This is a genomic window from Enterococcus sp. DIV1206, assembly GCF_051712485.1.
Classification (GTDB): Bacteria; Bacillota; Bacilli; order Lactobacillales; family Enterococcaceae; genus Enterococcus; species Enterococcus faecalis.
The window spans coordinates 1,242,157-1,258,680 of the sequence record NZ_JBIOOZ010000001.1 but is presented as its reverse complement, the minus strand read 5'-3'; the positions used below and the strand labels follow the sequence as shown (position 1 = coordinate 1,258,680).

13 protein-coding genes are annotated in these 16,524 nt (G+C 36.9%); 2 read left to right on the top strand and 11 right to left on the bottom strand.

Going from position 1 to position 16,524, the window contains the following annotated elements; all coding sequences use genetic code 11:
* Positions 1-14: 14 nt before the first annotated feature.
* The 5 genes from IGK86_RS06075 to IGK86_RS06055 all read right to left on the bottom strand — a co-directional run bounded on the left by IGK86_RS06075 (position 15) and on the right by IGK86_RS06055 (position 7,164).
* Positions 15-734, bottom strand: a complete 720-nt coding sequence (locus IGK86_RS06075) for an MIP/aquaporin family protein (protein WP_002357140.1) — start codon at positions 732-734, stop codon at positions 15-17.
* Positions 735-741: 7 nt separating this feature from the next.
* Positions 742-2,571, bottom strand: a complete 1,830-nt coding sequence (glpO, locus tag IGK86_RS06070; protein ID WP_002379559.1) for a type 1 glycerol-3-phosphate oxidase — start codon at positions 2,569-2,571, stop codon at positions 742-744.
* A 20-nt stretch (positions 2,572-2,591) separates the two neighbouring features.
* Positions 2,592-4,097 (bottom strand): glycerol kinase GlpK, encoded by a 1,506-nt coding sequence (gene glpK / locus IGK86_RS06065; RefSeq protein WP_002357138.1) that lies wholly within the window; start codon positions 4,095-4,097, stop codon positions 2,592-2,594.
* A 276-nt stretch (positions 4,098-4,373) separates the two neighbouring features.
* Positions 4,374-5,840 carry a helix-turn-helix domain-containing protein gene (locus tag IGK86_RS06060; RefSeq protein WP_002385844.1) on the bottom strand — a complete coding sequence of 489 codons (1,467 nt, stop codon included), beginning with the start codon at positions 5,838-5,840 and terminating at the stop codon, positions 4,374-4,376.
* Positions 5,830-7,164 carry an FAD-dependent oxidoreductase gene (locus tag IGK86_RS06055; RefSeq protein ID WP_002374545.1) on the bottom strand — a complete coding sequence of 445 codons (1,335 nt, stop codon included), beginning with the start codon at positions 7,162-7,164 and terminating at the stop codon, positions 5,830-5,832. The genes IGK86_RS06060 and IGK86_RS06055 overlap by 11 nt, the downstream gene beginning before the upstream one ends.
* Before the next feature lie 179 nt (positions 7,165-7,343).
* Between IGK86_RS06055 and IGK86_RS06050 the strand changes: the two genes are divergently transcribed.
* On the top strand, positions 7,344-7,700 hold the full coding sequence (locus IGK86_RS06050; protein WP_002357135.1) for a hypothetical protein: 357 nt from the start codon (positions 7,344-7,346) through the stop codon (positions 7,698-7,700).
* A 33-nt stretch (positions 7,701-7,733) separates the two neighbouring features.
* Positions 7,734-7,895, top strand: a complete 162-nt coding sequence (locus IGK86_RS06045) for a hypothetical protein (RefSeq protein WP_002357133.1) — start codon at positions 7,734-7,736, stop codon at positions 7,893-7,895.
* Between the two features lie 45 nt (positions 7,896-7,940).
* Here the strand turns inward: IGK86_RS06045 and IGK86_RS06040 are convergent, their stop codons facing one another.
* From IGK86_RS06040 to IGK86_RS06015, 6 genes are all read right to left on the bottom strand, one after another.
* On the bottom strand, positions 7,941-9,608 hold the full coding sequence (locus tag IGK86_RS06040) for an alpha,alpha-phosphotrehalase (RefSeq protein WP_016616928.1): 1,668 nt from the start codon (positions 9,606-9,608) through the stop codon (positions 7,941-7,943).
* A gap of 14 nt (positions 9,609-9,622) precedes the next feature.
* The gene (locus IGK86_RS06035) at positions 9,623-11,350 is read right to left on the bottom strand and encodes a PTS transporter subunit EIIC (protein ID WP_029679873.1); all 1,728 of its coding nucleotides are present in this window, start codon (positions 11,348-11,350) and stop codon (positions 9,623-9,625) included.
* A 141-nt stretch (positions 11,351-11,491) separates the two neighbouring features.
* On the bottom strand, positions 11,492-12,199 hold the full coding sequence (locus IGK86_RS06030; RefSeq protein ID WP_016616931.1) for a GntR family transcriptional regulator: 708 nt from the start codon (positions 12,197-12,199) through the stop codon (positions 11,492-11,494).
* 319 nt (positions 12,200-12,518) lie between these two features.
* Positions 12,519-12,959, bottom strand: coding sequence for a hypothetical protein (locus IGK86_RS06025; protein WP_016616932.1), 441 nt, complete (start codon positions 12,957-12,959; stop codon positions 12,519-12,521).
* A 69-nt stretch (positions 12,960-13,028) separates the two neighbouring features.
* Positions 13,029-13,565, bottom strand: a complete 537-nt coding sequence (locus tag IGK86_RS06020; protein ID WP_002364151.1) for a GNAT family N-acetyltransferase — start codon at positions 13,563-13,565, stop codon at positions 13,029-13,031.
* Positions 13,566-13,634: 69 nt separating this feature from the next.
* Positions 13,635-16,340 carry a cation-translocating P-type ATPase gene (locus IGK86_RS06015; RefSeq protein ID WP_010707395.1) on the bottom strand — a complete coding sequence of 902 codons (2,706 nt, stop codon included), beginning with the start codon at positions 16,338-16,340 and terminating at the stop codon, positions 13,635-13,637.
* Positions 16,341-16,524: the final 184 nt, after the last annotated feature.

Genomic DNA, 16,524 nt, shown 5'->3' with positions numbered 1-16,524 from the left:
TACATTTCATTTTATTAAATAGTGAATAAATAAATTACTGCAGCTAATGAAGCACCTAAGATAGGTCCCACAATTGGCACCCAAGAATAAGCCCAATCAGAATCACCTTTTGTTTTCACAGGAATAATTTGGTGCGCTAAACGAGGTCCTAAATCACGTGCAGGGTTAATTGCATAACCTGTAGGTCCGCCTAATGATAGACCTAGTCCTAAGACCAAAATCCCAACAAGCATTGGGTTAATGCCAGCCGCTAAGTCGTTTTGAGAAAAGGCTAGTAAGCCAAAAACCAAGACAAATGTGCCGATAATTTCTGTTAAAACATTGGCTGGATAGTTACGGACAGCTGGACCAGTGGCGAAGGTTCCTAAAATAGCACCTTTGTCTTCTGTAATGTTCCAATGGGGTAAATAAGCTAACCAGACAACTAAACCACCAATAAAACCGCCTAGGACTTGAGCTACGATATAAGGTAAAACCATGCCCCATTCAAAGTTTCCAGTAATTGCCATCGCAACTGTTACAGCAGGATTTAAATGCGCTGGACTCATATACCCAGACATGTAAACAGCTAATGTAACAGCAGCGCCCCAACCTAAAGCAATAACGACCCAACCAGAAGCAAAGGCTTTGCTTTTCTTCAAGTTAACTGCGGCACAGACGCCATCCCCTAGTAAAACTAAAATCATCGTTCCGAAAAATTCACCGAATAATTGTGTCATCATCGAAGTTCCCATTTTTTCTTCACCCTACTTTCAAATTTTTTAAATCTGATTCTTCAATTACTTTTTCTAATGTTTCAATGTGTCGTGCTCTTTCTTCCGCTGTCCACTGATAATGCTGTGCCATTTCTTCAATGACTCCCGCTTTCACTTGGTCCAAACGATCACGCATAAATAATAAGTGGTTGGTCCGTCGCAATAAAAAGTCGACGGGTGTTAAAGCCATTTCTTCTTCCATCGCATAGTTTAAAGAGACAGTTTCTGTTAAGGTTAAACCAGGAATTACTTTGGCATCATCAATCATTTCAAAAACAGTTGGCACGTTGGAGCCATATAAATGAGCTAAGTATAGTGCATCCTTTTCACTTAACCCTTTAGACACGCCATGTTTTGCCAACGCTTCTAATTCTTCGTCTACCGTTGCAGGGTTCAATTTCCCGCCTGAAACTGGATAGTTTTTAGAATCAATTAAGGTGAATTCTTTCTGGTATTCTTCTGCTAAGATGGTTTGAATCATTTTCATCGCACCTTCTGCCATTTTACGATAATCTGTTAATTTCCCACCAGCCAAAGTGAGCAAGCCATCCGCTGATCTTTCCAATGAGCTGCCTCGAGAGACAGCTGAAGGATTGACTTTATTTTCCACCAAACTGTCTTCTAGATGGTTTAGGACTTCTTCAATTTCTCGTTTATCTGTTTGATTTTTTTGGTATCTGTCAACGACATCAATGACTTCATCAATACTTTTATCTGAAAGTTTGCCATTGTTTCCCCCGTTATAATCTGAGCCACCGTTAGCAGAAATTAAAGGTCGTAAGCCAGCCCAGCTGGCTTCAATATCATCAATTGTCAATTGTACCTCTGGATAACGATTATTGACTACTTCCAATAGGTAATCCACATCACTTTGTTCTACTGTTGGATGTTGAAAGTCTCCATGGTAATCTGTATCCGTCGTCCCAAAATATGTTTTTTCTTCTCTTGGAACAACGAAGACCATGCGGCCATCTTGTTTACCTGTATCAAAATACGTTGGTTGAGGAACATTTAAACGGCTTTTGTCAACAACTAAATGAACCCCTTTGGTTGGACGCATTTGTGGTGTAAATGAATCGTTTTTGTCTAAGCCTCTTAATTTATCTGACCAAGGACCAGTAGTATTAATCACAACATCTGCGTGAATCTCAAACTGTTCGTCAGTTAGTAGGTCCTTTGCTTGAATGCCAGTAATTTTCCCTTCATCATTGTATAAAAAGCCCACCGCTTGAACCCGACTCACAGCATGTGCCCCGTCAGCTACTGCTTGTTTAATATTTTCAATAACTAAACGAGCATCATTATTTCGGTAATCTAAATAAACACCGCCACCTTGTAGACCTTCACTTTTTAGTTGTGGCTCACGTGCCAAAACCTCGTCTTTTGTCAACAGATAGTTGGCGTACTTGGTACCTGTTACATCAGCTAACTGATCATATAAATCCATTGCTATTTTGACAGAAAATAGATTAAATGTTGCATTTGGCTCATCATAAATCGGCAATAACATGGGATCCGCTTTAGGGATGTGTGGCGCAATGGATTGAACGACGGCTCGTTCTTTCACTGTATCTGCTACCACCTCCACGTCAAACGTTTTCAAATAGCGGATACCACCATGAACTAATTTGGTTGATCGTGAAGAGGTGCCCTCTGCGAAATCCTGCATTTCAATTAACCCTGTCTTCATTTTAGCGGCACTGGCTTGCAGGGCAACGCCTGCGCCAGTAATGCCACCACCAATAATTAAGACATCTAAGTGTTGTGTTTTTAAAGCGTCGATTGATTGTCGGCGTGTTTCTATTGAGAAAGTCATAGAAAATTCCCCTTTTCCATTTACTTATTTTTACGTTTGAATTGTTGGGTAGCTGCTACTGCTTGTTGCCAACCTTCATATAAATCTTCTCGTTCTTCTTCCGCCATAATGGGTTCAAATTGTTGTCCTTCTTCTTGGAATGCTTTGATTTCTTCTAAGTCTTTCCAGAAGCCAACCGCTAAGCCCGCCAAGAAAGCTGCGCCTAAGGCCGTTGTTTCTAAGTTATGGGCTCTTTGAACAGCAGTGTTTAAAATATCTGCTTGGAATTGCATCAAGAAATCATTGTTTGCTGCTCCACCGTCTACTTTTAAGACAGGAATGTCTATGCCTGTATCTTCTTTCATCGTGTCAATAATGTCACGAACTTGATACGCAACTGCTTGAAGTGTCGCTTTGACAAAATCTTCTCTCGTGGTACCGCGTGTTAATCCAAAGACAGCCCCACGCGCTTGTGAATCCCAATATGGTGCGCCCAAACCAGTGAATGCCGGAACCACATAAACTTCATTGTGCCCTGTTGACGCTTTGGCTACTGCTTCAGATTCAGCAGCCGTTTGCAACATTTTTAAGCCATCTCGTAACCATTGAATCGCTGAACCAGCCACGAAGATACTTCCTTCCAAGGCATAATATACTTTGCCGTTAATGCCATAGCCAATAGTGGTAAGCAGATTATTTTTAGAAAGTTGAGGTTCTTCGCCAGTGTTCATGACAATAAATGAGCCTGTTCCATAGGTATTTTTAACCATCCCAGGTTCAAAGGCCATTTGACCAAATAAGGCGGCTTGTTGGTCACCAGCCATCCCAGCGATAGGAACTTCACTTCCGTAAAAATGGTAATTTTTTGTTAATCCATACACTTCAGAGTTCGAAACGACTTTCGGTAACATCACTCGTGGGATATTTAAAAGATCCAAAATTTCTTGATCCCAATCTAAATCATGGATATTAAACAACATCGTCCGGCTTGCATTTGAATAATCAGTGACATGAGTATCTCCCGTTAATTTCCAAACGAGCCAAGTGTCAATTGTTCCAAACATCAATTCTCCATTTTCTGCACGTTCTTGCGCACCTTCTACGTGATCTAAGATCCAACGAACCTTCGTTGCTGAGAAATAAGCATCAATGATTAACCCAGTTTTTTCATGAATCATTTCGCTGTAGCCATCTTCTTTTAGTTGATCAGCAATAGGTGTCGTTTGGCGTGATTGCCAAACAATTGCGTTATAAATGGGTAACCCAGTTGCTTTGTCCCAAACAACGGTTGTTTCCCGTTGGTTTGTAATCCCAATTCCGGCAATATCCGTTGGTTTCACTCCTGACTCAATTAGAGAACCTGCAATAACGGATTGAACAGAATTCCAAATTTCATTGGCATTATGTTCCACCCAGCCTGCATTAGGAAAATATTGAGTAAATTCCTTTTGTGAACTACCAATTTTGTTTCCTTTTTTATCAAAAATAATTGCACGAGAACTAGTCGTTCCTTGATCAATCGCCATAATGTATTTTTCTTCTGCCATGATAATTCCTCCTAAACGTTTTTGAAATCGTTTTCTTTATGTTCCTATCTTACAAACAAAAGAATAACTAAACATGTCAAAAACTTTTTTTATTTTAAAAAAATTGAAAGGATTTCTACTAAAACCAACAAAGACAACGCTTTCAATAATACTTTTATTATCTCTAATTTTTCAATAAAAAGAAACATTTTTGTTTAAAAAAGCCTAATTTTCGACTTTTAGTTGTAAAAAGGCTGGTGCGAGGATCAGACAATTTCCGTCACACCAACCTTTTGTTTATTTCTCCCGCAAGGTGCGTATTTTCTTTTTTAATTGTTGCACATCATAGGTCGAACTTAATTCTGACAAAACATAGACTTCCGGTGTTCCTTGATAGCTCGTTTGCTGATAATTGGTCACAATTAAATCATATGTTTGTTCAGGCTGATACCTCTCCACTAGCGTGCCATTCATATTTTTAAGACTAAGCATTAATACTTGTGTTAACGCCGCTTGATAAAGAGCATCCATTGCTAAATGAATTCCAATTTTTATTTCACCAATCATTTTAAATTCAATTAATGCCAACACGCTTAAATATTTGACCAGAGAAAGTTCATGCAAACTATCTCCTGGTTGATACGTTTCATCAAAACAAGCTAAAGCTTTTTCTAATAACGTTGTTGAAAAAGAAGCTAATTCCCGACTAGATAATTGCTGTTCTTTTTCCCAGATATGGGCCCGATCAAAAACTTCCAATTCTCCTTTAAAAAAATAGAGTTTTCCATGAATTTGTGAAAAATAGTAAGCCATGGTTTTCTCAAGAGTAGGTTCAAATTTATGGGGCCGATAATACAAGACCACATTTTCCAAGATAAACGTATCAGCTAAAGAAACAGCGGAACGACGTCCCCGAATTAAGGAATATTCATCAAAAGCTGATTCTGGTAAGACCGACATTGTGATTAGAAAAACAAAATGAATCATGCTTTCTCCTTCGTCTAATTCTAATGAATAGCGACTAGAAAAACGGAAAAACAATTGTCGAACTTGCTTAAATAACGGATCTTCTTTAAAATCAATCATTTTCTTTCTCAATTGTTGATATTTTTTTGAAGTAACCGCTAGGCGCTTTTTCGTAATACTCAACCAAAGGCTAACTTTTAACGCATTATGTTCATTAAAAGTAAAACCTAAGCCAGTTTCAATCCCTTCAATTATCCGTTTATTTAACGGGGACATCGTTTTTTTCTGGTGTGTTTCATAGGGAGTAATATACCAATACAACTGAAAGTAAAAGTAACGAATCTGCAATTCTTCTCCCTGTAGTTGTCCATTTTTTATTTGCAAATCAAAGGCGGCTAACAATTGATTGAGTTCCTTAATCTTTCGAAATAAAGAAGACTCACTAATCATAAATTTAGTCGTTAATTGAACAATAGAAAACTCTTTATTACGATATAAATAATCTAAAAGTTGAAATTTAAGAGACTCTTTTACAAATGCTTCAATTAAATGATTCAACGAAAAAAAATCCGATAAGGTGATTGATAGCTGTTGGCCATCATAAGTAAGCTGACAATCCTGTCCAAAAGGTTTCAAAAAATAATGTAAATCCTCTAAGTCTTTTTCAAAGGAGGCTTTTGTGACCGCTAAAAATGCTGTTAAATCAGAGACTGAGCAGGTACCGCCTGCTAAGATGGTTTGTTGCACCGTTAATAATTGTCGCATCGCTTTCTTTTCCAATAACGTCTCAACTTTCATCGTTCTCTCTCCAATAAGCCGAAGCACCCATCAAATTTGTAATATCATAAATATTGGTTAAGGAAGGTTGATAAAAATAATCTTTTTGTAATAGGTCTGTCAGTGTCTGACCTGTTTGGATACTTAATGCTAACGTATTTATTTTTTCTAAACAATTGTTTTTTGAACAAAGCTGTGCCCCAAGGACCCGTTGTGTCACTTTATCATAGATTAATTTGCCTAAAATTTCTGTCCCATGTTGTAGAGGCGGCGCTGGCTGTCTAACAATTACGGAAGCAAGTGTTTGCGGAAAAAATAAACCTTCCGTTTCGGTTAGACCTGTACTAGCAAGGTAATAGTCCCCCACTTTTGTTCCCATTGTTCGCAAAGAGCCAATGAATCGGTGTGTTTTTTCTTCTAAATTGTTGGCGACTACTAAGCCAGTTCGTACCGCATTGTTCACTAACGGAGCATAAAAAGTTTCCGCGACTGGTTCATTCATAACTGAAATGCAATCTCCGATGGCAAAAACATTTGGCACTGAAGTTTGTAAATAAGCATCCACCGCGATTGTCTGATCCAGATTTCGTTGAATTTTTTTATCCAAATAGGCTAATTGAGGATGTAAGTTTAAAGCAAAAATCCCACTGTCACAAGAAATTTTCTGTTCGCTTGTTTCAAGAACAATACCATTTGCTGTTTCTTCAATTCCTAGGACCGTTTCTTCAAAATGGAAAATTACTGCTTGTTTTTCCAAAGATTTTTGAACATCTGCAACCATTTCTTTATCAAAATATTTAGGCAATAGATTTTCTAAACTTTCAAAGACATGGACCGTTTTCTTCATTTTCACAAGAAAATCAATAGCTTCCATTCCAATGGGTCCTGCACCAATGACGGCTACTGTCTGGCTCTTTTCCAGTAATGGAACAGCCGCTAAAGCACCTGATAAAAATTTATATTTGAGTAATTTTTCTGTTTGACTACCACGAATTTGCGTGGAAAATTGGCTCGCGCCTGTCGCTAAAATCAATTTATCATAAGAATACCACTGTTGTTCTTCCTTTTGCGCCCAAGCAATCAGTTGGTTCTCAACATCCATTGCCACGACTTCTCTATTTAAAAGCAACTGAATCTTTTGACGACGTAATTCCTCTTCCGTTATGTAACGTGCTTCGTGTAATTCATTGATGGTATGATTAAAATACGCACTTAAGCCACCAGATAAATACCCCACTGTTGCTTGTTTGTCAATTAAAGAAATTTCTGCTTGGGGATATTTTTTCCTTGAAGCAATTGCTGCGGAAATACCTGCGAATGATGCACCAATAATCACAATTTTCATTTGTTTCCTCCTCTGTCAGGACCTATTATACTTCTCTCAGTTTATCATGATTAAAAAGAATGCTAAAGCAACAACTATAGTTTTCCCTTAAAATAATTATTTTTGCTGAGCGCATTGCTTTTCAAGCACTTTCATTTTCATTTATAATAAATGTTACTACTGTTTGAGGAGGAGTTTTCATGTCTGCAACGAAAGAGCAATTGGAACTATTTTTATTTTATTTATCTGAAACCCATACAAAAAGTTTATCTTTACATGACTTAGTTACAAGTCGACCACGCCCAGAAGAAGCGCGTATTTTATTAAATATTAACGAGGTTTTCACTTACTATCATAGCGCTCGTGTTCTCTACACAAGTGTTCCTGCTCTTGAAAACAACAAGTCTGAGCCTTTTTTCCAAGCCTTCGAAAATTTTTATTTTGAATTAAAACAACATTTTTTCAATGAAGAAGATGAAACCAATCAATTGAATGAACGTCTAGAAGAAATGAAAATTGCCTTTGAACAATTGACGGATGACTACAATGTTCTATAATAGAAGAGAACAATTCGTTGAGAAGGGGTCCTTATGAAGCAAGAAGAAGTGATTGAACGTTTAAAAGAAGAACTAAATTTGCCATTTTTTAATGGCACGCTAGAAGAAAAGAACTATTCTGAAGCAGATTATCAACAAATCAAGAAAGAGTTAATTCAATACTTTGATGATTATGTGCGAAATGTTGAAAATTAAAAAGAGAAAAAACTTCGTTCAACGCGAAGTTTTTTCTCTTTTTAATTACTTATTTTTTAAAATCATCATAGCTTCAAAAGGTTGTAATTCTAGTTCCTGTGTCACTATTTTCCGCGGATAGTTAGCCACTAAGATTTGACTTCCCTCAGTTAAATTAATCCCTGTATCAAAACGAATAGTTTCACTTGTAAAATTCGATACAACCAAAAGGGTTTCATCATCGAATACTCGCTTATAGGCAAACACTTGATTATTTTCTGCATCAATTAATTCAAAATCTCCTTTAACAAAAATCGGCATTTCCTTCCTAAATTTAATTAGTTTTTGATACGTATAAAAAACCGAATTTTTATCTTCAAGTGCTCGCTCAACATTTACCTCATCGTGAGTAGGACCCATTAACCAAGGTTTGTGAGTAGAGAAGCCATAATATTTTTCATCCGTCCATTGCATAGGAATTCGACAGTTATCTCGTGATTTTTGTCGTAATGCCGCTAAAGCATACTCTTTTGAATCGCCCCGTGCAATCATCATATTGTAGGCATTAATTGATTCACGGTCATCGTATTCTGAAATATTTTGAAAATAAGCATCTTTCATGGCAATTTCTTCCCCTTGATAGACAAAAGTTGTACCATGTAAGCCAAATTCTGTAATTGCTAAATTTTTCGCACTTTCAGTCCGAAATTCCTCATCATCTAAAAAGCGTGCCAGCGCACGTGGTTGATCATGGTTCGTCCAGAACAAAGCATTCCAGCCGCCTTCATTGTACATTTTTTGTTGCCAATACGCCATTATTTTTTTTAGTTCCGTTAACTGATAGTCACTTACTGCCCACTTCTCCCCATTTGGATAATCAACTTTCATATGGTGAAAGTTAAAAGCCATTGAAAGTTCTTGGCGTTCAGGTTTCGTATATAAAATAACTTGTTCAGGCGTAGTAGATGATAATTCCCCCACCGTCACTAATTGATACGGTTTAAAAACTTCTTTATTCATTAAATGTAAAAATTCATGAATACGTGGTCCATCCGAATAGTACGTTCGCCCATCATTTTTCGGTGTCTCTAATGTATCATTAGGAAAGGATTGGTCTTTAGAAATATTATTAATCACATCTAAACGAAAACCATCAATTCCTTTTTCCGCCCACCATTTCATCATAGTGATTATTTCTTCTCGTAATTTAGGATTTTCCCAATTCAGATCGGGCATTGTTTTTTCATATAAATGTAAATAATATTGTCCTGAGTTAGGCTCGTATTCCCATGCAGAACCAGAAAATTTAGATACCCAATTATTTGGCTCTTTTCCATTGACAGGGTCTTTCCAGATATAATAATTTCGATAAGGATTATCTTTGCCCTTCAAAGCTTCTTGAAACCAATAGTGTGCAGAAGAAGTATGATTAACAACTAAATCCATCATTATTCGGATATTTTTTTCATGTGCTTTATTTAATAATTCTTCAAAATCAGCCATTGTCCCAAATTTCGAGTCAATGTTATAGTAATCAGCAATATCATAGCCATTATCTCTTTGCGGAGAGACATACATAGGGGTTAACCAAAGATAGGAAACACCTAAATTTTCCAGATAATCTAATTTTTCAATGATTCCTTTGATATCACCAAATCCATCATTATTCGTATCCTTAAATGAACGTGGATAAATTTGATAAATCGTGCCTGATTTCCAATTTTCGTTTGTCATCTTCTATTCCATCCTTAATTTACTGCATTTTTAAAAACATTTTTCTTTTCTATACCAGTTCCCATAACATCATCATCTTTATAACCAAAAAACCAAACGAGTGCCATAGAAACAGTGATACACAAAATTGTTGTCACCCAAAAAACCAGAAAATTATTTGGATTTCCGTTTACCCATTCTTGTGTAGTAGGATTCAATACTCCTTTAGCTGCAAAGTTTGGAAAACCAATTAGCGAACCAGAAAATCCATACATATGGAGATTTAGAAAGCCCGCCGCTCCTGCACCAACAGCTGCACCAATGGAACTCATAATAAACACACGTGGATATTTTAAGTTTACACCATACATTGCAGGCTCCGTTACACCGCAAAAGGCAGAAATTGCAGCTGGTAAAGTTAATCCTTTAACTGGCGCTTTGCGTGTTTTTAAGAATACCGCCAGCGTTCCTGCTCCTTGAGCAAGCATTGTATAACTAGCCAACATATTTAAACTAGACTCACCAGTTGTAGCAATTTGTAATGAAATGATTGGAACAACTAACCAATGGAGACCAAAAATCACCAAACATTGATAGAATCCACCAATTATTAAACCGGCTATCCCAAGTTGAATAACATTTTGTCCATTACCAATTAAAAATTCAACACCAGAACCAAAAGCAGATGAAATCATTGAGATAACAGGACCAACGCCAATAAAAATGATTGATGCTGTCACAAAAAAAGTAATTAACGGTCTAAAAATTGGCTGAAGTGCAATCGGTAAAACTTTTTTGAGCCACCTTCCTAAAGGTGCAGCTATAGCCGCTGCTACAATGATTGGAAATATAGAGTACGCATAGTTAGGCAACACAATCGGAATACCAAAATAATCAGCATTAAATGTAGGTCCTGTTGCTCCAAACATCTGAAATAACTTACCTGCAGTTACTGTCCATCCTGTTAAAACACCATGAACATCATAATTTGCTATCGCCGTTGCTCCATTCGTTGTTACGCCAGCTGCCGCAATTGCTTGATTTGCGGTCTCGATTGCTCCTTTTGTAAAATTGACTACTGTTGGATGATCCAAACTAACAATATTACGAATGTTTGGTGCAATCATGGCTGCCCCGACTGCCGCTACGACATATGGATCAGCTTTTAGTTGTTTTGCGGCAGAAAAACCGATTAAAACAGGTAAAAAATAAAATGGAACCATTGATAATGTTGAAATTAATAAATACGTTGTACTGTGTGGATCAAGCACATTAATTAATCCATTCCCTTTTGTGAAAATAGCTAGTAAGCCGTTAATTAATCCACCAGCAGCTAATAACCCAATAACAGGAATCATGGATCCTGTTATTGTTCCGATAATTATTTGAAAATAGTGAGAAATAATTTCTTTAAAGCCTTGTGGTTGTTTCTTTGGTAATTTTGCTGATTTATCTGTTTGATTTTTAAAATCTTTTGTAGCTAATTGACTATCTACAGCAGTATAAACATCTTCAACCGCTTGACCAATCACCACGTGATACTGATTTAAATTGGTGTTATAAAAAGCTTTTACTGAAGGAACTTTAGGTGCTGAAAGCTTTTCCAGTTCCTCTTGATTTACTTTCTCGATGTCCTTTAAAGTAAATCGCAGACGTGTAATGCAATGAAATACTTTTTCAATATTATCTTCTCCACCAACGCCAACAATAATTGCCTGTGCCAATTCTTGATAATTTGATTTCACTATCTTCTCCTCCTTCATGAGTTTACTGGCCAAGAAACTCATCATTTAACCGCAAACGTTTACAAAATTATTGTAACCTGTTTAAACAAGTTAGTCAACAACTTGTTTAAACAGGTTACTAAATAATAAAAAAACAAAAGCCAACTGGCTTTTGTTTTTTTAATGGACCACCACTTCTGTAAATACATATTTATCCGGTCTATGTTTAGAAATTGTGTATTCAAACAATTTACCTAACTGTGTATAGGCCGTATTTCTAATGATCACTGCAGTATCATAGCTATGGCTGTGCAATAGATCTTTATCTTCTTTCGTTAATAGTTCAACTGTAATGACGCGTTTTGATGTTGAAACATGAATATTCAACGTTTTTTCCAAGTATTCATAAATGGAATCTTCTGCTATTTCAGTAGACAAACTTTGCACAACATCTTTTAGAAAATAATTTTCATCCACAACGATTGGATCATTTTTTTGCATTCTTAATCGAACAATTCGATAAATTGTTTCTCCCACTTGAAAAGGTAATTTTTTGGTCAATTCTTCCGTCATCACTTCTTCAGAAAAAGACAATACCTTCGTAGACATTTCTAGATGTGTGCGATTAGTGAATTGTTTAAAACTTTCTATTTTATCTAGCGAAACACCTAACGAATGTGGTGTACTTATAATTGAGACACCCTTCCCAGGGATACTAACTGTTAATCCTTGATTCGTTAATTCTTTTAACGCGCGACGGATTGTATTGCGTGAGACTCCATACTCTTTTACTAAAGTATTTTCAGAAGGCATCATTTCATGATAAATACCAGTATCAATTTTATCACGTAGGCTTTCATAAATTTCCATGTACTTAGTTCTTGTCATATCTGCTCACTCTTTCTCCGATGATAATTTCACTTTACTATACTTAAAAGATTTTGACTAGTCTTATTTATGCACGCAACATTACGCACATTTTAAATGATGCTACCTAAAAAACATAACAATGTTTCAAAATAAAAAAAATAACAAAAAAACCACCGGCAGTTTTGCCGATGGAAAAGGAGTATTTACTCAATAAGAGTAAAATGAAAAATAAAAAGGTTGTTGTTGGTATGAATTAATAATACAATACACTTTCTCTTTTGTCCATAAAAAAGACATGAAAAAAATATTAAATTCGTTAGTTATTTTTATTAGTTTTTTATTTTTTCAAAAGAATGTTGCTCATCCGCGTAATGGCAAAGGTTAATTCATCCGTTGCTTGATCCTGCTTTTCCTCTGAAGCATTAAATAAATCTGCATCAATACCTGTTTCTGGATCTGTTGCTAAAATCATTTCATTGCATCCTGCTACATATTCTGTATAAGCATGTTGAAATTTTTTGTGAATGCCAAGTACTTGTGGCGTCGGTTTTAATGTTCCGACTTTTTTGAGCATTAATGCATATTTTTCAGTACCTTCTTTAAATTTTGCTTGAATTTCTGCAATTCGTTCGGCTGTTAAATCATTCACTTTATTCTTATCGATCGCTTGACGAACTTCTTCGTAATATGGATTCATGACTTCGCCAATGTCTTCTGTTGTTTTAACGATATCATTAATTGTTTGAACGTAAAATCCTAAATTTGGTCTCATAACCATCCCTCTTTTCCCTTTTCTCTTTCACTCCATTTTACACTTTTTCTATTCCATCTGACAAGTGGCACTTTTTCAGTCTTCATTCTTTTGATTTTTAACAGAGAAAACATAGTGAGGCATCGTTTTGCCACGGTATGTTTTAATGTATCGATCCCTAACAAGCATCTGGTTTCGAATAGCGACATTCATAGAGGCTAAGTTCGTATCACGAATCGTTGAAATAACTTCTGGAAAATTTAATACATCGAATGCGTACTGTTTTGCCGCTGCGGCAGCTTCAATCGCATACCCTTTGTGCCATTCTTTCACACATAAATGATAACCAATTTCTGGATAGCTCTTACCTTTTACTAATTGATTGGTGAGACCACACTCGCCGATGACTTCGCCTGTTCGTTTCTTCTCTAACGCCCATAAGCCGTAGCCGTATTCTTGATAGGACTGTAAGTTCCACTTTAGCCAGTTTGCAACCTCTTCATCAGAAAAAGCGTGTTCATAGGCATACATCACATTTTCATCTTGCAAAAATTTTTTCAATTCCACTTCATCTTCCGACTGCCATTCTCTGACAATAAGTCGTTGTGTTTCGAAAATAATTTTCCGTTTCAAGCCCTTTCACTCCTTACATAAAGAAAAATTGACTGGTTTAAGTACCAGCCAATTTTCTTTTCTTATTTATTAAGCACCTTTACCTGCTTTACGTTGGAAGAACTTCACAATTTCCACAATTGGGATGATAGCAAAAGAAGTACCTGCTACAATTGCCCATTGATATGCATCTAAATGTGTAACGCTGAATAAATCATTAAATCCTGGAATAACAATCGTTGCAGCTAATAGCAAGAACGAAACAAGAATCCCATAGTTAAATGATTTGTTGCGGAATAAGCCAACTTTGAAAATTGATTGATAAATCGACTTCACATTAAAGGCATGGAACAATTGAATTAATCCCAAAGTAGCAAAGGCCATGGTTAAAGCATCGCCGTGTTGTAAATCATACAACGCTTGCGCCGATAAGTTTGTGTTAGCTGCGGTATGTGCTGGGAACATAATTGACATTTTATACACAATCAAAGTCAATGCCCCTTGCGTAATCCCTTGATAAACAACACTGCTTAAAACGCCGCCAGAGAAGAAGTTCGATTTTTTACCACGAGGTTCATGGCTCATCACATCACGTTCTGCTGGTTCCACACCTAACGCAATCGCTGGGAAAGTATCCGTTACTAAGTTAATCCACAATAAGTGAACAGGTAACAAGGTATCCCAATTGAGCATTGTTGCAATAAACAAGGTTAATACTTCCCCTAAGTTAGCTGAAAGTAAATATTGAATCGTTTTTTGGATATTTGAGAAAACTTTACGTCCTTCTTCTACTGCCACAATAATTGTTGAAAAGTTATCATCGGCAAGGACCATATCTGAAGCACCTTTTGATACTTCTGTTCCGGTAATCCCCATACCAATGCCGATGTCAGCAGCTTTTAAGGCTGGGGCATCATTTACGCCATCACCAGTCATCGCAACCACTTTTCCTTCTTGTTGCCACGCTTTAACAATCCGAACCTTGTGTTCTGGTGAAACACGAGCATAGACAGAGTAGTGTCCCACGACTTGTGCGAATTTTTCATCTGACAATTCATTTAATTCAGCGCCTGTAATGACTGCATCGTCGTCGCCTTCTTTGATGATGCCTAAACGTGCCGCAATTGCTTCTGCTGTATCACGGTGGTCACCCGTAATCATAATTGGACGAATACCCGCTTCTTTCGCGACTTTTACAGCATCTGCAGCTTCTTTTCTTTCTGGGTCAATCATACCGACTAAACCAGCAAATGTTAAATCTTTTTCCACAAGTTCAGAACTCATTTCGGCTGGAATCGTCTCAACATATTTATAAGCCATTCCTAAAACACGTAAGGCTTGTTTCGCTAATGAGGTGTTGGTTTTCAAAATTTCTTGACGTTTTGTTTCATCTAATGGACTTGTTTCTCCATTTGATAAGATTTCCGTACAACGTTTCAATAATTCATCTGGTGCACCTTTGACAGAAACTAGGAAGCCACCTGTTTTTAATTCATGAACAGTAGTCATTAATTTACGATCAGAGTCAAAAGGAATCTCTGCCACACGAGGTTCAGCTGCTACTTTTTCGGTTACGTTAAACGCATGATCTAAACCAAATTGTACTAAGGCAGTTTCTGTTGGGTCACCAATTAATGAACCATCTTGAGCGATTTTTGTATCATTCGTAAAGTTCATGATTTTTAAAGCCATATTATCGGTAGGGATTTCTGTGGAAGCAGATAAAACTTGACCATCTGTATACAACGCTTCAACGGTCATTTGATTTAAGGTTAACGTACCTGTTTTATCTGAACAGATAATGTCTGTACTTCCTAATGTTTCAACGGCTGGTAACTTACGGACAATCGCATTTTTCTTGGCCATTTTTTGGGTCCCTAAAGCCAAAATAATTGTGACAATCGCTGGTAATCCTTCTGGAATTGCCGCTACAGCTAACGAAATTGACGTTAATAACATGTCAATCCATGAACGACCATTCATCATTCCTACCACAAACATCACCGCTGCAATGACTAAAATGGCAATTGTTAACATTTTACCCAATTGGTTTAAGTTTTGTTTTAAAGGCGTTTCCGTTTCTTGTTCGCTTGCTAGCATGCCAGCAATTTTACCGACTTCTGTATTCATTCCTGTGCCAACCACAACGCCAAGACCACGTCCATACGTCACATTACTATTGGAATAAGCCATATTGATTCGGTCACCGATACCAATATCGGTTCCCTCTAAGATGGTTACTTCTTTTTCAACTGGAACAGATTCACCGGTTAACGCTGCTTCTTCAATTTTTAAGCTATTCGCTTCCAATAAACGTAAATCGGCTGGAACGACATCCCCTGCTTCTAATAAAACAATGTCACCTGGCACTAATTCATCACTTTTAACAGTAATGACGTGTCCATCACGGCGAACATTCGCATTTGGTGAAGACATTTCTTTTAATGCTTCAATGGCTTGTTCCGCTTTGGCTTCTTGGATGACCCCAAAGATGGCGTTCAAGATAACAACCACTAAGATGATAATCGAGTCTACCACATCATGGGAAAAGACGGCTGAAATGACCGCTGCCGCTAATAAAACAATAATCATAAAATCTTTGAATTGCTCAAAGAATTTCACGGCAAGTGATTTTTTCTTCCCTTCATCTAGCACATTTTCCCCGTACGTTTCTAAACGCTTTTGAGCCTCCTGTGCACTTAATCCATCAGTTGTTGTGTTCATTTTCTCCAAAACAACTGTGTCGTCTTGTGCGTAAAACGCTTCAGACAATTGTGTTTTCTTTTCTTCTGACATGTTCTTCCTCCTCTATTTTTTGCAGCATCCTCCAAGTTCTATTTTACATTTCATCAAAAATAAATGAAAAAAAATAGACTTGTGTATGCTACTTCGTCGAACATACATAAGTCTCACCGTTTAAGACAACACCAGAAATTGCTTTCGGAGTTGGTGATGTTGTCACAGCATAAATACTGTCAGT